This window comes from Streptomyces sp. NPDC102441 (assembly GCF_044765585.1).
Taxonomy (GTDB): domain Bacteria; phylum Actinomycetota; class Actinomycetes; order Streptomycetales; family Streptomycetaceae; genus Streptomyces.
On the sequence record NZ_JBIWKH010000009.1, the window covers coordinates 15002 to 32323 of the forward strand.

Annotated in this window: 12 protein-coding genes; 9 read left to right on the plus strand and 3 right to left on the minus strand. The window is 68.1% G+C overall.

Annotated elements, in window-relative coordinates; translation table 11 throughout:
- The first annotated feature begins 82 nt into the window (after positions 1–82).
- The 9 genes from ngcE to ACIREO_RS20585 all read left to right on the plus strand — a co-directional run bounded on the left by ngcE (position 83) and on the right by ACIREO_RS20585 (position 12215).
- Positions 83–1531, plus strand: a complete 1449-nt coding sequence (gene ngcE, locus ACIREO_RS20545) for an N-acetylglucosamine/diacetylchitobiose ABC transporter substrate-binding protein (protein WP_404112060.1) — start codon at positions 83–85, stop codon at positions 1529–1531.
- Positions 1532–1581: 50 nt separating this feature from the next.
- Positions 1582–2505, plus strand: coding sequence for a carbohydrate ABC transporter permease (locus ACIREO_RS20550; RefSeq protein WP_404112063.1), 924 nt, complete (start codon positions 1582–1584; stop codon positions 2503–2505).
- Between the two features lie 85 nt (positions 2506–2590).
- Positions 2591–3508, plus strand: coding sequence for a carbohydrate ABC transporter permease (locus tag ACIREO_RS20555; RefSeq protein WP_404112066.1), 918 nt, complete (start codon positions 2591–2593; stop codon positions 3506–3508).
- Between the two features lie 278 nt (positions 3509–3786).
- Complete coding sequence (locus ACIREO_RS20560) at positions 3787–4986, plus strand: ROK family protein (RefSeq protein ID WP_404112069.1); 1200 nt, start codon at positions 3787–3789, stop codon at positions 4984–4986.
- A gap of 119 nt (positions 4987–5105) precedes the next feature.
- Positions 5106–6218 carry a sugar ABC transporter substrate-binding protein gene (locus tag ACIREO_RS20565; protein ID WP_404112072.1) on the plus strand — a complete coding sequence of 371 codons (1113 nt, stop codon included), beginning with the start codon at positions 5106–5108 and terminating at the stop codon, positions 6216–6218.
- 189 nt (positions 6219–6407) lie between these two features.
- On the plus strand, positions 6408–7196 hold the full coding sequence (locus tag ACIREO_RS20570) for an ATP-binding cassette domain-containing protein (RefSeq protein WP_404112075.1): 789 nt from the start codon (positions 6408–6410) through the stop codon (positions 7194–7196).
- Positions 7193–8470, plus strand: a complete 1278-nt coding sequence (locus ACIREO_RS20575) for a sugar ABC transporter permease (protein ID WP_404112078.1) — start codon at positions 7193–7195, stop codon at positions 8468–8470. The genes ACIREO_RS20570 and ACIREO_RS20575 overlap by 4 nt, the downstream gene beginning before the upstream one ends.
- A gap of 173 nt (positions 8471–8643) precedes the next feature.
- On the plus strand, positions 8644–10560 hold the full coding sequence (gene dxs / locus ACIREO_RS20580) for a 1-deoxy-D-xylulose-5-phosphate synthase (protein WP_404112081.1): 1917 nt from the start codon (positions 8644–8646) through the stop codon (positions 10558–10560).
- Between the two features lie 152 nt (positions 10561–10712).
- On the plus strand, positions 10713–12215 hold the full coding sequence (locus ACIREO_RS20585) for an amino acid permease (protein ID WP_404112084.1): 1503 nt from the start codon (positions 10713–10715) through the stop codon (positions 12213–12215).
- 117 nt (positions 12216–12332) lie between these two features.
- On the opposite strand, the gene ACIREO_RS20590 is transcribed toward ACIREO_RS20585, so the two are convergent.
- The 3 genes from ACIREO_RS20590 to ACIREO_RS20600 form a co-directional block, all read right to left on the minus strand.
- Positions 12333–14465 carry a 3-hydroxyacyl-CoA dehydrogenase NAD-binding domain-containing protein gene (locus ACIREO_RS20590; RefSeq protein WP_404112087.1) on the minus strand — a complete coding sequence of 711 codons (2133 nt, stop codon included), beginning with the start codon at positions 14463–14465 and terminating at the stop codon, positions 12333–12335.
- Entirely contained in the window at positions 14462–15682 is a 1221-nt protein-coding gene (locus ACIREO_RS20595) for a thiolase family protein (protein WP_404112090.1), read from the minus strand. Before ACIREO_RS20595 ends, ACIREO_RS20590 begins: the two co-directional genes overlap by 4 nt.
- Positions 15683–15956: 274 nt before the next feature.
- Complete coding sequence (locus ACIREO_RS20600) at positions 15957–17231, minus strand: HRDC domain-containing protein (protein WP_404112093.1); 1275 nt, start codon at positions 17229–17231, stop codon at positions 15957–15959.
- Positions 17232–17322 lie beyond the last annotated feature (91 nt).

The following is a 17322-nucleotide window of genomic DNA, read 5'->3' on the forward strand; positions in this document are numbered from 1 at the left end:
TGGCGGGGCCCTTCGCCTGAGGCGAATTCTCTACGGGTGACCGGTACACCGCCTGAGTCCTGGAGAAGGCGAGGACTTGAGCATGGGATCCACCTCCGGCCGCACGAATGAGGGCCTTGGCCGTCGCGATGTGATCAAGCGTTCTGCCGCACTCGGCCTGATCGCTGTTCCGACGATGAGCTTCCTGTCCGCTTGCGCGAGCAGCGACGGCGGAAGCGACGAGAAGGTCGAAAAGGGCACCAAGAGCGAGAAGAACCCGCTCGGTGTCAATGAGACCGCAGCCCTCGAGGTCGTCATCTTCAACGGTGGCTTCGGCGAGCAGTACGCCATCGACGCCGAGAAGAAGTACAACGAGGCCTTCCCCAAGGCACCCAAGGTCAAGCACTCCGCGACCGAGAAGATCCAGTCGATCCTGCAGCCCCGCTTCAACGGCGGCACCCCGCCGGACCTGATCGACAACTCGGGTGCCGAGCAGATGGACATGGGCGTCCTGGTCGGCAAGAAGCAGCTCGCCGACCTGACCGCGCTGATGGACGCCCCGTCCTACGACGACCCGGCGAAGAAGGTCCGCGACACGCTGCGCCCCGGTGTCCTGGAGATGGGCCAGTTCGACGGCGACCCGGTCTGGATCATGTACTACGCGTACACGGTCTACGGCGTCTGGTACTCGCAGACCAACCTCGAGAAGCTCGACGCGGCGTACCCGGAGACCTGGGACGACATGCTCGCGCTCTGCGCGAAGGCGAAGAAGCAGGGCATCGCCGGCTGGACGTACCCGGGCAAGTACCCGTACTACCTGCCGTTCTCGCTCTACCCCTTCATCGCCAAGATCGGCGGCCGCGAGGTCCTCGACAAGATCGACAACCTGGAGCCCAACGCCTGGAAGGACCCGGCCGTCAAGGCCGCCTTCGAGGCGTACTACGAGCTCTTCCAGAAGGGCTACGTCCTCAAGGGCACGCCCGGTCTGACGCACATCCAGTCGCAGACCGAGTGGACCAAGGGCAAGGCGCTCTTCATCCCGAACGGCTCGTGGGTGGAGAACGAGGCCGCGCCCACCACGCCCGAGGACTTCAAGATGATGGTCGGGGCGCCGTCCAGCCTGGACTCCTCCGACAAGATGCCCTTCGGCACCCTCTGGGCGTCCGGCGGCGAGCCGTTCATCGTGCCGGCGAAGTCGAAGAACCCCGAGGGCGGCATGGAGCAGTTGCGCATCATGCTCAGCGAGGACTCCTCGAAGAACTTCACCAAGTCCGTCAAGTCCCTCAGCGCCTTCAACGGCGGCACCGACGGCCTGACGCTCTCCACCGCGCTGCAGTCCGGCGTGGACGTCCTGGCGAAGGCTGGCGACAACGTGGTGAACCCGCGCATGCAGGACTGGTACGTGAAGCTGCAGAAGGAGCAGATCGGTATCGCCGGCATCGGCGAGATGATGGCCGGCCGAGCGACCCCGGCGGAGACCATCAAGAAGATCCAGGCCTTCGCCGACGCGGCGGCCAAGGACCAGTCCATCAAGCACTACAAGCACCAGTGAGCAACCGTCACCAGCGGCGGCACCCGCTCGGAAATCGGGGTCGGTAAACGATGCAGCACGGCAAGTACCGGTTCATCGTGGGGTTCCTGGTAGCCCCACTGGCGTTGTACGCCATCTTCGTCATCTGGCCCTTCGCCCAGTCCATCTACTACTCGTTCACGGACTGGACCGGACTGAGCTCCGACTTCAAGATGGTCGGCTTCGACAACTACAGCCGGATGCTCGACGACGACATCTTCTGGAAGTCGCTGCAGCACAGTGTGCTGCTGGCGCTGCTGCTGCCGCTGGTGACGCTGGGCCTGGCGCTCTTCTTCGCCTTCATGCTCAATGTCGGGGGCCGTCGGCGTAAGAACGCCGCGGTCGCCGGCGTGCGGGGTTCCGCTTTCTACAAGGTCGCCTATTTCTTCCCGCAGGTCCTGTCGATCGTGATCGTGGCCCTGCTCTTCCAGTTCGCGTTCAACCCGACGTCCGGAATGCTGAATGCGACGCTGAAGGCCGTCGGCCTCAAGAGCCTCCAGCCGGACTGGCTGGGCGATCCGGACCTGGCGCTGTACTGCGTGATGGTCGTGCTGATCTGGTCGACGGTCGGATTCTTCGTCGTCCTCTTCTCCGCCGGAATGGCCTCCATTCCGAAGGACTTCTACGAGGCCGCGCTGCTCGACGGGGCCGACCGCATCACGACGTTCTTCAAGATCACGCTGCCGCTGCTCTGGGACACCGTGCAGTCCGGCTGGGTCTACATGGGCATCCTGGCGCTCGGTGTGGAGGCCTTCACCGCCGTACAGGTCATGACGGTGGGCCCGGGCGGTCCCGACTACTCCACCACCGTCCTGCCGCTGTACGTCTACCAGACGGCCTTCCGGGACGCCCAGGCCGGCTATGCGACGACGATCGGCGTGGGGCTGCTCATCGTCACCATGCTCTTCGCGGCCATCGTGATGCGACTGGGCCGACGCGAGCGGCTGGAGTTCTGATGCCGCCCCGTGACCGGAAGACCGGCCCCACGCAGAACAGTTCGGTCCCGGTGGCCGGCCCGACAGTTGCACGAGGTGAGCACGCATGAAGGTCACTGAGACCCCGCCCGCCGTCCCGGCACCGCGCTCGCCGGTGACGAAGACGAAGGCCCCGGTGGACGAGCCGGCGAAGAGCGGTGAGGGCAAGGTCCTCAACGTCTTCTCGCACGGTGTGCTGGTCATCTGGGCGGTCCTCGTCGTCATGCCGCTGCTCTGGGCGGTGATGTCGTCCTTCAAGACGGACGACTCGATCCTGTCGAGGCCCTGGGAGCTGCCGGACAAGCTCCACTTCGAGAACTGGTCGCGGGCCTGGAACCAGGCCCATATGAGCGACTACTTCCTCAACACCATCATGGTGGTGGGCGGTTCGCTGATCGGCACCCTGCTGCTGGGTTCGATGGCTGCGTACGTGCTGGCGCGGTTCGACTTCCCGGGGAACCGCTTCATCTACTTCCTCTTCATCGGCGGGATGAGTTTCCCGATCATCCTGGCGCTGGTCCCGCTGTTCTTCGTCATGAACAACATGGGCCTGCTGAACTCGGTGCACGGGCTGATCCTGGTCTACATCGCCTACTCGCTGCCGTTCACCGTCTTCTTCCTCACCTCGTTCTTCCGGACCCTGCCGACGTCGATCGCGGAAGCGGCCATGCTCGACGGGGCCTCGCACACCCGGACGTTCTTCCAGGTGATGCTGCCGATGGCGAAGCCCGGCCTGATCAGCGTCGGCATCTTCAACTTCCTGGGGCAGTGGAACCAGTACATGCTGCCGACGGTGCTGAACACCGACCCGGAGGGCAAGGTGCTCTCCCAGGGCCTGGTCGAACTGGCCACCAGCCAGGGGTACAAGGGGGACTGGTCCGGGCTCTTCGCCGGTCTCGTCATGGCGATGCTGCCGGTCCTCGCCGCCTACGTCATCTTCCAGCGCCAGGTCGTCGCGGGGCTGACGGCGGGGGCGCTCAAGTAGGGCCCACGTAGGAGCGGGCGCGTTCACTAATCAGGTCTTGTCGTCACTCGCGTAACAGCAGTCACCAGGAACGAACAGGCCCCCTGGGCAGGGAACCACCCTTCGGTCGCCGGCCGGAGGGTGGTTTCATGCCATTTCCGATGCTTTCGTGCCTGTCGGAATGTGGAGGCCCGATGCTCATCGGAGGCTCCGACTGCTCAAGGTCTTGACGGGGGGCACCCCAAAACGCTCAGCTTAGGGTTCACATGTTAGAGAAAACGGCAGGAGTGAGTGAGTCGATGGAGACTCCGGGGTCGCAGACATCTCTGCATCGGGCCAACCTTGAGCGGGTCGTACGTGCCGTAAGGATGGCAGGGTCCCTGACCCAGGCCGAGATCGCCAGGAGCACCGGCCTCTCCGCAGCCACCGTCTCCAACATCGTCCGTGAACTCAAGGACGCCGGCACGGTCGAGGTGACCCCCACCTCGGCGGGCGGGCGCCGTGCCAGGAGCGTCTCGCTGAGCGGGGACGCGGGCATCGTCATAGGGGTTGATTTCGGGCACACGCACCTTCGTGTGGCCATCGGCAACCTGGCCCACCAGGTGCTCGCCGAGGAATCCGAGCCGCTCGACGTGGACGCCTCGTCGGCGCAGGGCTTCGGCCGGGCGGAGCAGCTGGTCAACCGGCTGGTCGAGACCACAGGGATCAGCCCGGGGAAGGTGATCGGCGTGGGCCTCGGTGTGCCGGGGCCGATCGACGTGGAGTCCGGCACGCTGGGCTCCACCTCCATCCTGCCGGGCTGGACGGGCATCAACCCCAGCCAGGAGCTCGCCGGGCGCCTCGGCGTCCCGGTGTACGTGGACAACGACGCCAACCTCGGTGCGCTCGGAGAGCTCGTCTGGGGCAGTGGCAGGGGCGTCAGGGACCTCGCGTACATCAAGGTCGCCAGCGGTGTCGGCGCCGGTCTGGTGATCGACGGGCGCATCTACCGGGGGCCGGGAGGGACCGCCGGCGAGATCGGCCACATCACCCTCGACGAGTCGGGCCCTGTCTGCCGCTGCGGCAACCGTGGCTGCCTGGAGACCTTCACCGCCGCCCGGTACGTCCTGCCGCTGCTGAAGCCCAGCCACGGGCCCGATCTCACCATGGAGCGGATGGTGCAGCTGGCCCGCGAGGGCGATCCGGGCTGCCGCCGGGTCATCGGGGACGTCGGCCGGCACATCGGCAGCGGGGTGGCGAACCTGTGCAACCTGCTCAACCCCAGCCGGGTGGTGCTCGGCGGATCCCTCGCGGAGGCGGGGGAGCTGGTGCTGGCGCCCATCCGCGACTCGGTCTCGCGCTATGCCATCCCCAGCGCCGCACGGCAGCTCTCCGTGCTCCCCGGGGCACTCGGAGCGCGGGCCGAGGTACTGGGCGCACTGGCCCTCGTGCTGAGCGAGATGGGGGATTCAACCCTTTTGGACAGCACCCTCCCTTCCGCGACTCCTGCCTTCACTTAGATAACGAATGGCACCGTTGTCATCTCGTTAAGGATTTACTCCTTGACGCTGACGTCGCGGCCGAGTTGACTTCCAGCCACCTCGGCCGCAACGTCGCGGCCTCGTCAGGGAGGTTCGAAATGAACACGCGTATGCGTCGTGCCGCCGTTGCCGTTGCCGCCACCACCATGGCTGTCTCTCTCGCCGCTTGCGGGAGCGCCAAGGAGTCCGGCGACAAGACCAGCTCCGACTCGGCGAAGAAGGGCGACGATCTCAAGATCGGTCTGCTCCTTCCCGAGAACGCCACGGCCCGCTACGAGAAGTTCGACAAGCCGATCATCGAGAAGAAGGTCAGCGAGCTCACGGGCGGCAAGGCGGAGGTCGTCTACTCCAACGCCCGCCAGGACGCCACGTTGCAGGCGCAGCAGGTCGACACGATGATCACGAACAAGGTCGACGCGCTCATCATCGACGCCGTCGACTCCAAGGCCATCGAGAACAGCGTGAAGAAGGCCAAGGACGAGGGCATCCCCGTCGTCGCCTTCGACCGCCTCGCCGAGGGCCCGATCGACGCCTACACCTCGTTCGACAACGAAGAGGTCGGCCGCGTGCAGGGCAAGGCCCTGCTGGAGGCCCTGGGCGGCAAGACCAAGCCGACCGTCGTGATGATGAACGGCGCGATCACCGACCCGAACGCCAAGCTCTTCAAGAAGGGCGCCAAGTCGGTGCTCGACGGCAAGGTGACGTACGGCAAGGAGTACGACACCAAGGAGTGGAAGGCCGAGAACGCCAACGCCAACATGGAGGGCGCGATCACGTCCCTCGGCAAGGACAAGATCGACGGCGTCTACTCCGCCAACGACGGTCTGGCGGGCGGCATCATCCAGGCACTCAAGTCCGCGGGCGTCACCAAGCTCCCGCCGATCACCGGCCAGGACGCCGAACTCGCGGGTGTGCAGCACATCGTCGCCGGTGAGCAGTTCATGAGCGTCTACAAGTCGTACCCGCAGGAGGGCATCATCGCCGCGGAGATGGCTGTGGCGCTCGCCAAGGGCGAGAAGCTCGACAAGATCGCCACGTCCAAGGCCGACAACGCCAGCGCGAAGGACGTTCCGACCGTCCTCGTCCCGGTCGTCTCGCTGACCAAGGACAACATCAAGGAAACCATCATCAAGGATGGGATCTGGACGATCGACGAGATCTGCACGACCAAGTACAAGGCCGCCTGCGACTCGATCGATCTGAAGAACTAACTCCCACCGCGCGACCGGCCCCGGCCGGTACCGCGCGGCCCGAAGCCTGTCCGGCGCCCCGCCCACCTCACTGTCCCGCTACCGGGCAGGGCGCCGGACGGAACGCTTCAGCAGTTTCTCAATGCTTCTGCTCGACCACCGCGCCTCCCCCCAGGCGCGGCATCCCCGCCGGGTCAGGCGGCGAAGGAGATGGTTCACGTGTCCGCTACGCCCGTGTTGGCGTTGCGAGGGGTCTCCAAGCGATTCGGTGCCGTTCAGGCGCTCACCGATGTAGAGCTTGAGGTCCACGCCGGCGAGGTGGTCGCCCTGGTGGGCGACAACGGCGCCGGTAAATCAACGCTGGTCAAGACGATCGCCGGGGTGCACCCGATCGATGACGGAGTCATCGAGTGGGACGGCCGGCCGGTCCAGATCAACAAGCCGAACGACGCCCAGAGCCTGGGCATCGCGACCGTCTACCAGGACCTCGCGCTCTGCGACAACATCGACGTCGTCGGCAACCTCTACCTCGGCCGGGAGGTCCGGAAGTTCGGAATCCTCGACGAGGTCGAGATGGAGCGCCGCTCCCGCGAGCTCCTGTCCACGCTGTCGATCCGCATCCCGAGCGTCCGCATCCCGATCGCCTCGCTCTCCGGCGGTCAGCGCCAGACCGTCGCCATCGCGCGCTCCATGCTCGGTGATCCCAAGCTCGTCATTCTCGACGAGCCCACCGCCGCCCTCGGCGTCGAGCAGACCGCCCAGGTCCTCGACCTCGTCGAGCGGCTGCGGGAGCGCGGTCACGCCGTCATCCTCATCAGCCACAACATGGCCGATGTGAAGGCTGTGGCCGACAAGGTCGCCGTGCTGCGGCTGGGCCGGAACAACGGGGTCTTCGACGTGAAGACCACCTCGCAGGAAGACATCATCTCCGCCATCACGGGCGCCACGGAGAACGCCGTGACCCGTCGTGCGGCGCGTAACGCGGAGGTCAAGAAGTGACAACCGACAAGACGTCCACGGCTGTGGTCAACCCGGAGGCCGCCAAGGGCGCGGACACCGTGGTCGACCCGCGGCTGCTCGTGCGCGAGCAGGGCTTCGGCGGATACCTCACCGAGTTCAAGCGCAAGATGCGCGGTGGTGACCTCGGCTCGATCCCGGTGGTCATCGGCCTGATCATCATCTGCGTGGTCTTCCAGAGCCTGAACTCCGAGTTCCTCTCCGCGAAGAACATCAGTGACATCTCCGTCGCGATGGTGGCCACCGGCATGATGGCCGTCGGCATCATCTTCGTGCTGATGCTCGGCGAGATCGACCTGTCGGTCGGCTCGGTCAGTGGTGTCTCCGGTGCCGTCGTGGCCGTGCTCAGCGTGACCAACGGCATGAACGAGTGGCTCGCCGTCCTCGTCGCGATCCTCAGCGGCGCGGCCATCGGCGCGATCCACGGCTTCTTCTTCGCCAGGATCGGCGCCCCGGCGTTCGCCGTCACCCTCGCCGGCCTGCTGTTCTGGCTGGGGCTCATGCTCCAGCTGCTCGGTGACACGGGCACGATCAACCTCGACAGCGACGGTGTGGTCGGCAAGCTGACCACGTACTACTTCTCGGACGTCGCCGCCGCCTACGGCCTGGCCGCCGTCCTGGTGATCGCCTTCTTCCTCTCGGCGTTCCTGGACAGCCGCCGCCGTGAGGCCGCCGGCGTCCCCTCCCGTCCGGTCACCGACATCGTGGTGCGCACCGTCGTGCTCGCGGTGTTCGCCTTCGCCGCGGCGTTCATGTTCAACCAGTACCGCGGTCTCCCGCTGGCCCTGGTGCTCTTCCTCGTCGTCCTCGTCGCCACGGACTTCCTGCTGCGCCGTACGACGTACGGCCGGAAGATCTTCGCGCTCGGCGGCAGCGTCGAGGCGTCCCGCCGCGCCGGTATCAACGTCACCGCGATCCGTGTCTCGGTGTTCGCCATAGCCGGCACCTTCGCGGCGATCGGCGGTCTCTTCTGGGCCTCCAAGATCGCGGCCGTCAACCAGGGCTCCGGCACCGGTGACCTCCTCATGAACGTCATCGCCGCGGCCGTCATCGGCGGCACCAGCCTCTTCGGAGGCCGGGGCCGTACCTGGAACGCCCTGCTCGGCGTGATGGTGATCGTCTCGATCCAGTACGGCCTGTCGCTGGAGGGCATCAAGACTCCGGTCCAGTACATGGTGACCGGCGCTGTGCTTCTCGCCACGGTCGTCATCGACTCCGTCACCCGCAAGACGCAGAAGACCGCGGGCCGCGCCTGACCGTCCGCACCTGCACACATGTGCCCGGCATCCCCGTGATGCCGGGCACGTGCGCGTCCACCGGGCTCCGGCGCGGCGCGACGGAAAGCGCCGCCCGATGACCGCGGCCGCCGGCGGAACATTAGACTCATCGGATCGACACGCTCGACCAGCTCACACGCAAGGAGGCACGGGTGGACCTGCTGACCCGCATCAGGGGACCGCGCGACCTGGACCGGCTCGGCCTCGAGCAGCTCGACCAGCTCGCCGGGGAGATCCGTACCTTCCTCGTCGAGGCGGTGTCCAAGACCGGCGGCCACCTCGGCCCGAACCTGGGCGTGGTCGAGCTGACCATCGCCCTGCACCGGGTCTTCGAGTCCCCGCAGGACAAGGTCCTCTTCGACACCGGCCACCAGAGCTATGTGCACAAGCTGCTCACCGGCCGGCAGGACTTCTCGAAGCTCAAGAGCAAGGGCGGACTCTCCGGATACCCGTCCCGCGCCGAGTCCGAGCACGACGTCATCGAGAACTCGCACGCCTCGACGGTGCTCGGCTGGGCCGACGGCCTCGCCAAGGCCAACGAGGTCCTGCGCAAGGACGACCACGTCGTCGCCGTCATCGGTGACGGCGCGCTCACGGGCGGTATGGCCTGGGAGGCGCTGAACAACATCGCCGCCGCCAAGGACCGCCCCCTCGTCATCGTCGTCAACGACAACGAGCGCTCGTACGCCCCGACCATCGGCGGCCTCGCGAACCACCTCGCCACCCTGCGCACCACCGACGGGTACGAGCGGTTCCTGGCCCGCGGCAAGGACCTCCTGGAGCGCACGCCCGTCGTCGGCAGGCCGCTGTACGAGACCCTGCACGGCGCCAAGAAGGGCCTCAAGGACTTCATCGCCCCCCAGGGCATGTTCGAGGACCTCGGCCTGAAGTACGTCGGGCCGATCGACGGCCACGACATCGAGGCGCTGGAGTCCGCGCTCCAGCGGGCCAAGCGCTTCGGCGGCCCGGTCATCGTGCACTGCCTCACCGAGAAGGGCCGCGGCTACACCCCCGCCCTCCAGGACGAGGCGGACCGTTTCCACGCGGTCGGCAAGATCCACCCGGACACCGGCCTGCCGATCTCCACCTCCGGCCTCGACTGGACCTCGGTCTTCGGCGAGGAGATGGTCAAGCTGGGCCATGAGCGCGAGGACGTCGTCGCCATCACGGCGGCCATGCTCCAGCCCGTCGGTCTCGGCAGGTTCGAGGAGGCCTTCCCGGACCGTATCTACGACGTCGGGATCGCCGAGCAGCACGCGGCGGTCTCCGCGGCGGGCCTGGCCACGGGCGGGCTGCACCCCGTCTTCGCGGTCTACGCGACCTTCCTGAACCGCGCCTTCGACCAGGTCCTGATGGACGTCGCCCTGCACAAGTGCGGGGTGACCTTCGTCCTGGACCGGGCCGGCGTCACGGGCACGGACGGAGCCTCGCACAACGGCATGTGGGACATGTCGATCCTCCAGTGCGTGCCGACCCTGCGCATCGCCGCCCCGCGCGACGCCGACCAGGTCCGCGCCCAGCTGCGCGAGGCCGTCGACGTGGACGACGCACCCACCGTCGTCCGCTTCTCCAAGGGTGCGGTCGGCCCCGCGGTCAAGGCCGTGGGCACCGTCGGCGGCATGGACGTCCTGCGTACGGCGGGCACGGACACGCCGGACGTCCTCCTCGTCTCCGTCGGGGCGCTCGCCCCGATGTGCCTGGAGATCGCCACGCTGCTCGACGCCCAGGGCATCTCGACGACGGTGGTCGACCCGCGCTGGGTCAAGCCCGTCGACGAGGCGCTCGCCCCGCTCGCCGCGGAGCACCGGGTCGTCGTCACCGTCGAGGACAACAGCAGGGCCGGCGGTGTCGGCTCCGCCATCGCCCAGGCCCTGCGCGACGCGGACGTCGACGTACCGCTGCGTGACTTCGGTATCCCGCCGGTGTTCCTCGACCACGCCTCGCGCGGCGAGGTCATGGCCGAGATCGGGCTGACCGCACCGGACATCGCCCGCCAGGTCACCGGCCTGGTCGCCAAGGTCGACGGCCGGTACGAGAGCCGCCGCACCGTGGAGCCCGTACGCGACTGATCCTTCCGCGTCCCCGGGCCTCGATGGGCCGGTCGCCCACCCCACTCGGGTGGTCCGACCGGCCCATTCGCGTGAAATCGGGGCGTACTGCGCATTCGGGGGCGGACGGTTCCGAATCATGGCGTGCACGACGAGTGCGTGGAGGTACGCCGGTGAGCACGCAGCAGGACACGCCCCCCAGCGGAAAGGGACTGTTCCGGACCAAGACGGTCGAACAGTCCATCCGCGATACCGAAGAACCGGAGCACGCGCTCAAGAAATCCCTCTCAGCGCTGGACCTCACGGTCTTCGGAGTGGGTGTCATCATCGGCACCGGAATCTTCGTCCTCACGGGCAAGGTCGCCAAGGAGACGGCTGGCCCCGCCACGGCTCTCGCCTTCGTCGCGGCGGGCATCGTCTGTGCGCTCGCGGCCCTCTGCTACGCCGAATTCGCCTCCACCGTGCCGGTGGCCGGATCGGCGTACACCTTCTCCTACGCCTCCCTGGGCGAGCTGGTCGCCTGGATCATCGGCTGGGACCTGGTGCTGGAGTTCGCGCTGGGCACCGCGGTGGTGGCGGTCGGCTGGTCCGGTTACGTCCGCTCGCTCCTGGACAACATCGGCTGGACGATGCCCGAGTGGCTCTCGGGACCGGACGTGGCGAGCGGCTTCGGCTTCGACATCCTGGCGTTCGCCCTGGTGCTGGTCCTGACGGTGATCCTGGTACTCGGGATGAAGCTCTCCGCCCGGGTGACCACGGTCGTCGTAGCCATCAAGCTGGCGGTCGTGGGCATCGTGATCATCGCCGGCGCGTTCTTCATCAAGTCGGCCAACTACTCGCCCTTCATCCCCGAGGCCGAGAAGCAGACCGGCGGATCGGGCCTGGACGCCCCTCTGGTCCAGCTGATCTTCGGCTACCAGCCGACGAACTTCGGCATCATGGGCATCTTCACCGCCGCGTCCATCGTCTTCTTCGCCTTCATCGGCTTCGACGTCGTGGCCACGGCGGCCGAGGAGACCAAGCTTCCGCAGCGTGACATGCCGCGCGGCATCCTCGCCTCGCTCGTCATCTGCACGCTGCTCTACGTGGCCGTGTCGATCGTCGTCACGGGCATGCAGAACTACTCCGAACTCTCCGTCAGCGCGCCGCTCGCCGACGCCTTCAAGGCCGTGGGACACCCCTTCTACGCGGGCGTCATCAGTTTCGGCGCGGCCGTCGGACTCACCACGGTCTGCATGATCCTGCTGCTCGGCCAGACCCGGGTGTTCTTCGCGATGAGCCGCGACGGGCTGCTCCCGAGGTTCTTCTCGGTGACGCACCCGCGCTTCCACACCCCGTACCGGCCGACCATCCTGCTCGGTGTGATCATCGCGATCGTGGCCGGCTTCACCAGCATCAACGAGCTGGCGACCCTGGTGAACATCGGCACGCTCTTCGCGTTCGTGGTCGTGGCCCTCGGCGTCATCGTCCTGCGGCGCACCCGCCCCGACCTCCACCGTGCCTTCCGCACCCCGTGGGTGCCGCTGCTGCCGATCGTGTCGGTCGCCGCCTCGGTCTGGCTGATGCTGAACCTGCCGGCGGAGACATGGCTGCGGTTCGGGATCTGGATGGTGCTCGGCGTGATCATCTACCTCGCGTACGGGCGGAAGAACAGCCGTATGGCGAAACCCCGTTGACCTGGTCAGTCCTGGCGTGACGGCGGCTGTGACCACGACGAAGGGCCGGGCGCCCCGGGCACGACGAAGGGTACGACCCGTGGCCGAGTCGTACCCTTCGCCGGTGTCCGTCAGGTGTTACGCCGGAACGCTCGCCACGCCCTGCGCCAGGAACGGCTTGCCGTTCACCCGCTCGGAGACGCCCTCACGGTCCAGGTACGGCGTGATGCCGCCCAGGTGGAAGGGCCAGCCCGCGCCGGTGATCAGGCAGAGGTCGATGTCCTGGGCCTCGGCGACGACGCCCTCGGCCAGCATCAGACCGATCTCCTGGGCCACCGCGTCCAGGACGCGGTCGCGGACCTGCTCCTCGGTCAGGACGGTGTCGCCCTGCTTGAGGAGCGCCGCGACCTCCGGGTCCAGCTCCGGCTTGCCGGATTCGTAGACGTAGAAGCCGCGCTTGCCGGCCTTGACGACCGCCGCGAGGTTCTCGGAGACCGTGAAGCGGTCCGGGAACGCGCGGTTCAGGGTCTCGGAGACATGGAGCCCGATCGCCGGGCCGACCAGCTCGAGCAGCACCAACGGGGACATCGGCAGGCCGAGGGGCTCGATGGCCTTCTCCGCCGTCCCGACCGGGGTGCCCTCGTCGATGATGTTCTGGATCTCGCCCATGAAGCGGGTGAGGATGCGGTTGACGACGAACGCAGGGGCGTCCTTCACCAGCACCGCGGTCTTCTTCAGCTTGCGGGCGACGCCGAAGGCCGTGGCCAGCGAGGCGTCGTCGGTCTGTTCGCCGCGGACGATCTCCAGGAGCGGGAGGATCGCGACGGGGTTGAAGAAGTGGAAGCCGACGACCCGCTCGGGGTTCTTCAGCTTCGACGCCATCTCGGTGACCGAGAGCGACGAGGTGTTCGTGGCGAGGATCGCGTGCGCCGGAGCGACCGCCTCGACCTCCGCGAACACCTGCTGCTTGACGCCGATCTCCTCGAAGACGGCCTCGATGATGAAGTCGGCGTCGGAGAAGCCCTCCGCCTTGTCCAGCACACCGGAGACCAGGGCCTTGAGGCGGTTGGCCTTGTCCTGGTTGATACGGCCCTTGCCGAGCAGCTTCTCGATCTCGGCCTGGACGTAGCCCACGCCCTTGTCGACGCGCTCCTGGTCGATGTCCGTGAGGACGACCGGGACCTCCAGGCGGCGCAGGAACAGCAGGGCGAGCTGGCTGGCCATCAGGCCCGCGCCCACGACACCGACCTTGGTGACCGGGCGGGCCAGGGACTTGTCCGGGGCGCCGGCCGGGCGCTTGGCACGCTTCTGGACCAGGTTGAAGGAGTAGATCCCGGAGCGCAGCTCACCGCCCATGATCAGGTCCGCGAGGGCCTGGTCCTCGGCGTCGAAGCCGGCGCCCAGGTCGCCGCTCTTCGCCGCGGCGATGATCTCCAGCGCGCGGTACGCGGCCGGGGCGGCGCCGTGCACCTTGGAGTCGGCGATCGCCTTGCCGCGGGCGACGGCCTGGTCCCAGGCGTCACCGCGGTCGACCTCGGGACGCTCCACCGCGATCTCGCCCTTGAGGACGGAGGCGGTCCAGATCAGCGACTGTTCCAGGAAGTCCGCTCCCTCGAAGATCGCGTCGGCGATCCCGAGCTCGAAGACCTGCTTGCCCTTGAGCTGACGGTTCTGGTTCAGCGAGTTCTCGATGATCACCGACACCGCGCGGTCGGCGCCGATCAGGTTGGGGAGCAGCGCGCAGCCGCCCCAGCCGGGGACCAGACCGAGGAAGACCTCGGGCAGCGAGAACGCAGGCAGCGCCTTGGAGACGGTGCGGTACGAGCAGTGCAGCCCGATCTCGACGCCGCCGCCCATCGCCGCACCGTTGTAGTACGCGAACGTCGGGACCGCGAGGCCGGACAGCCGGCGGAAGACGTCGTGGCCGCCCTTGCCGATGGCGAGCGCGTCCTTGTGGTCCTTGAGGAGCTCGACGCCCTTGAGGTCGGCGCCCACCGCGAAGATGAACGGCTTGCCGGTGACGCCGACGCCGGTGATCGTGCCCTCGGCGGCCTCCTTCTCGACCTGGTCGACGGCGGCGTTCAGATTCGCCAGCGACTGCGGGCCGATGGTGGTCGGCTTGGTGTGGTCGAAGCCGTTGTCCAGCGTGATGAGGGCGAAACGGCCCGCGCCGCCGGGGAGGTCGAGGTGGCGTACGTGCGCCTGGGTGACGACCTCGCCGGGGAACAGCTCGGCCGCACCCTTCAGAAGCTCAGTGGTGGTGGTGCTCACTTGTTGCCTCCGTCGAAATTCGGGTTCTCCCAGACGACCGTCGCGCCCATGCCGAAGCCGACGCACATGGTCGTCAGGCCGTAGCGGACCTCCGGCTGCTCCTCGAACTGGCGGGCCAGCTGAGTCATCAGGCGGACGCCGGAGGAGGCGAGCGGGTGGCCGTAGGCGATCGCGCCGCCGTACTGGTTGACGCGCTGGTCGTCGTCGGCGATGCCGTAGTGCTCCAGGAAGGCGAGCACCTGCACGGCGAAGGCCTCGTTGATCTCGAAGAGACCGATGTCGTCGATGGAGAGACCGGCCTTGGTCAGGGCCTTCTCCGTCGCCGGGATCGGGCCGTAGCCCATGACCTCCGGCTCGACACCCGCGAAGGCGTACGACACGAGGCGCATCCTGACCGGGAGGCCCAGCTCGCGGGCGGTCTCCTCGGACGCGAGCAGCGAGGCGGTGGCGCCGTCGTTGAGACCCGCGGCGTTACCGGCCGTCACGCGGCCGTGGGCGCGGAACGGGGTCTTCAGGCCGGCCAGCGACTCCAGCGTGGTGCCCGGGCGCATCGGCTCGTCGGCGGTGACCAGGCCCCAGCCCGTCTCCCCGACTTCGGCGTTGGTGTTGCGCACGGAGACCGGCACCAGGTCCTGCTGGATCTTGCCGTTGGCGTACGCCTTGGCGGCCTTCTCCTGCGAACGGACCGCGTACTCGTCGGCGCGCTGCTTGGTGATCGAGGGGTACCTGTCGTGCAGGTTCTCCGCGGTCATGCCCATGAAGAGGGCGGACTCGTCGACCAGCTTCTCCGACACGAGGCGCGGGTTGGGGTCCACGCTCTCGCCCATCGGGTGGCGGCCCATGTGCTCGACACCACCGGCGATGACGACGTCGTACGCGCCGAAGGCGATGGAGCCGGCCGTCGAGGTGACGGCGGTCAGGGCGCCCGCACACATGCGGTCGATGGAGTAACCGGGTACGGACTGCGGCAGACCGGCCAGGATTCCGGCGGTGCGGCCGAGGGTGAGGCCCTGGTCGCCGATCTGGGTGGTCGCGGCGATGGCGACCTCGTCGATCTTCGCGGGGTCCAGGTCCGGGTTGCGGCGCAGCAGCTCCCGGATGGCCTTCACGACGAGATCGTCGGCGCGGGTCTCGTGGTAGATGCCCTTCGGGCCCGCTTTGCCGAACGGGGTGCGGACGCCGTCGACGAAGACGACGTCCCGGATGGTACGAGGCACGGTGGCTCTCCTCCAGGGTGCGGGATGGCACTGCTGCGGGCGCACGCATCGGCACGCCACGACCCTCATGCTACTTGCGGGTAACCGGGCTGCCCACCCCCCACCACCGGAGCGTTGAACGTCACATGCGCAGGGGACGGCGCCGGTGGCCCGGGAAGGCCGGGTAACTGGCGTGAATTCGATCCTCCTGGACGAGGTGGCCCCTGGGGTGGTCCCGACACGCGTGTGCTCTCCCGCCGGACTCCAGCGGGAGAGCACACGCGTGTCGGGACGGTCAGGCGCTCGTGTCCAGGGCCCGCAGCAGCAGGGGGCCGACCTGTTCGATCTGCCAGTGGCGCGCGCCGTGTGCGGCCAGCGCTGTCTCGACCGCGTCCGGGGTCAGGACCTTGGGCGGCTCCCAGCAGACCCTGCGCACGGTGTCCGGGGTGATCAGGTTCTCCTGCGGCATGTGCAGCCGCTCGGCGAGCTCCGACACGGCGGTGCGGGCCGCCGAGAGCCGGGCCGCGGCGGCCGGGTCCTTGTCCGCCCACGACCGGGGCGGCGGCGGCCCCGCCGGCTGCTGGCCGGGCTGTGGCAGCTCCGATTCGGGCAGTTCCCTGGCCCGGTCGACGGCTGCCTGCCACTGCTCCAGCTGACGGCGCCCCATGCGGTGCCCGAAGCCGGGCAGGGCGGTGAGCGCCTGGACATTCGCCGGGAGCGCCAGGGCCGCCTCGATGATCGCGGCGTCGCCGAGCACCTTGCCGGGCGAGATGTCACGGCGCTGCGCCACCTGGTCACGGGCGGTCCACAGCTCCCGGACGACCGCGATCTGGCGGCGTCGCCGCACCTTGTGCATGCCGGAGGTCCGGCGCCACGGATCCTTGCGAGGGGGAGCGGGCGGTGCCGAGGCGATCGCGGCGAACTCCTCCAGCGCCCACTCCAGCTTGCCCTGCTGGTCCAGCTCATCCTCCAGGGCGTTGCGCAGGTCCACCAGCAACTCGACATCGAGGGCGGCGTAGCGCAGCCAGGGGTCGGGCAGGGGGCGCGTGGACCAGTCGACCGCGGAGTGGCCCTTCTCCAGGGCGTAGCCGAGGACGTTCTCGACTATGGCGCCCAGGCCGACGCGCGGGAATCCCGCCAGCCGTCCGGCGAGCTCCGTGTCGAAGAGCGAGGTCGGGGTCATGCCTATGTCGCGCAGGCAGGGCAGGTCCTGGGTGGCGGCGTGCAGAATCCACTCGGCTCCGGTGAGGGCCTCGCCGAGCGTGGACAGATCGGGGCAGCCGACCGGGTCGATCAGCGCGCTCCCCGCGCCCTCACGGCGCAGCTGCACGAGGTAGGCGCGCTGCCCGTAGCGGTAGCCCGAGGCGCGCTCGGCGTCGACGGCCACCGGGCCGGTGCCCGCGGCGAAGTCCGCGACAACCCGGGCCAGCGCGTCGTCGGTCGCCACCACCGGGGGGATGCCCTCGCGCGGTTCGAGCAAGGGGATCGGCGCCGGGGCGACGTCGTCCGGGGGAGCGCCCCCGGTGGTTCGCAGTGAGGTGTCTTCTGCGGTCTCTTGGGCGTCGGTCACATGCCAAGGGTATCTGTGTATGTGCGTCGCCCGTCGACGGAACGTTCCGTCGACGGGCGGCCATGCACGTAAACCGGCCGGATACGCATCC

What these genes read in the sequence shown, in the direction of transcription:
- ngcE (WP_404112060.1), top strand. Translation starts at nt 83, where the DNA reads ATGGGATCCACCTCCGGCCGCACGAATGAGGGCCTTGGCCGTCGCGAT.
- ACIREO_RS20550 (WP_404112063.1), top strand. Translation starts at nt 1,582, where the DNA reads ATGCAGCACGGCAAGTACCGGTTCATCGTGGGGTTCCTGGTAGCCCCA.
- ACIREO_RS20555 (WP_404112066.1), top strand. Translation starts at nt 2,591, where the DNA reads ATGAAGGTCACTGAGACCCCGCCCGCCGTCCCGGCACCGCGCTCGCCG.
- ACIREO_RS20560 (WP_404112069.1), top strand. Translation starts at nt 3,787, where the DNA reads ATGGAGACTCCGGGGTCGCAGACATCTCTGCATCGGGCCAACCTTGAG.
- ACIREO_RS20565 (WP_404112072.1), top strand. Translation starts at nt 5,106, where the DNA reads ATGAACACGCGTATGCGTCGTGCCGCCGTTGCCGTTGCCGCCACCACC.
- ACIREO_RS20570 (WP_404112075.1), top strand. Translation starts at nt 6,408, where the DNA reads ATGGTTCACGTGTCCGCTACGCCCGTGTTGGCGTTGCGAGGGGTCTCC.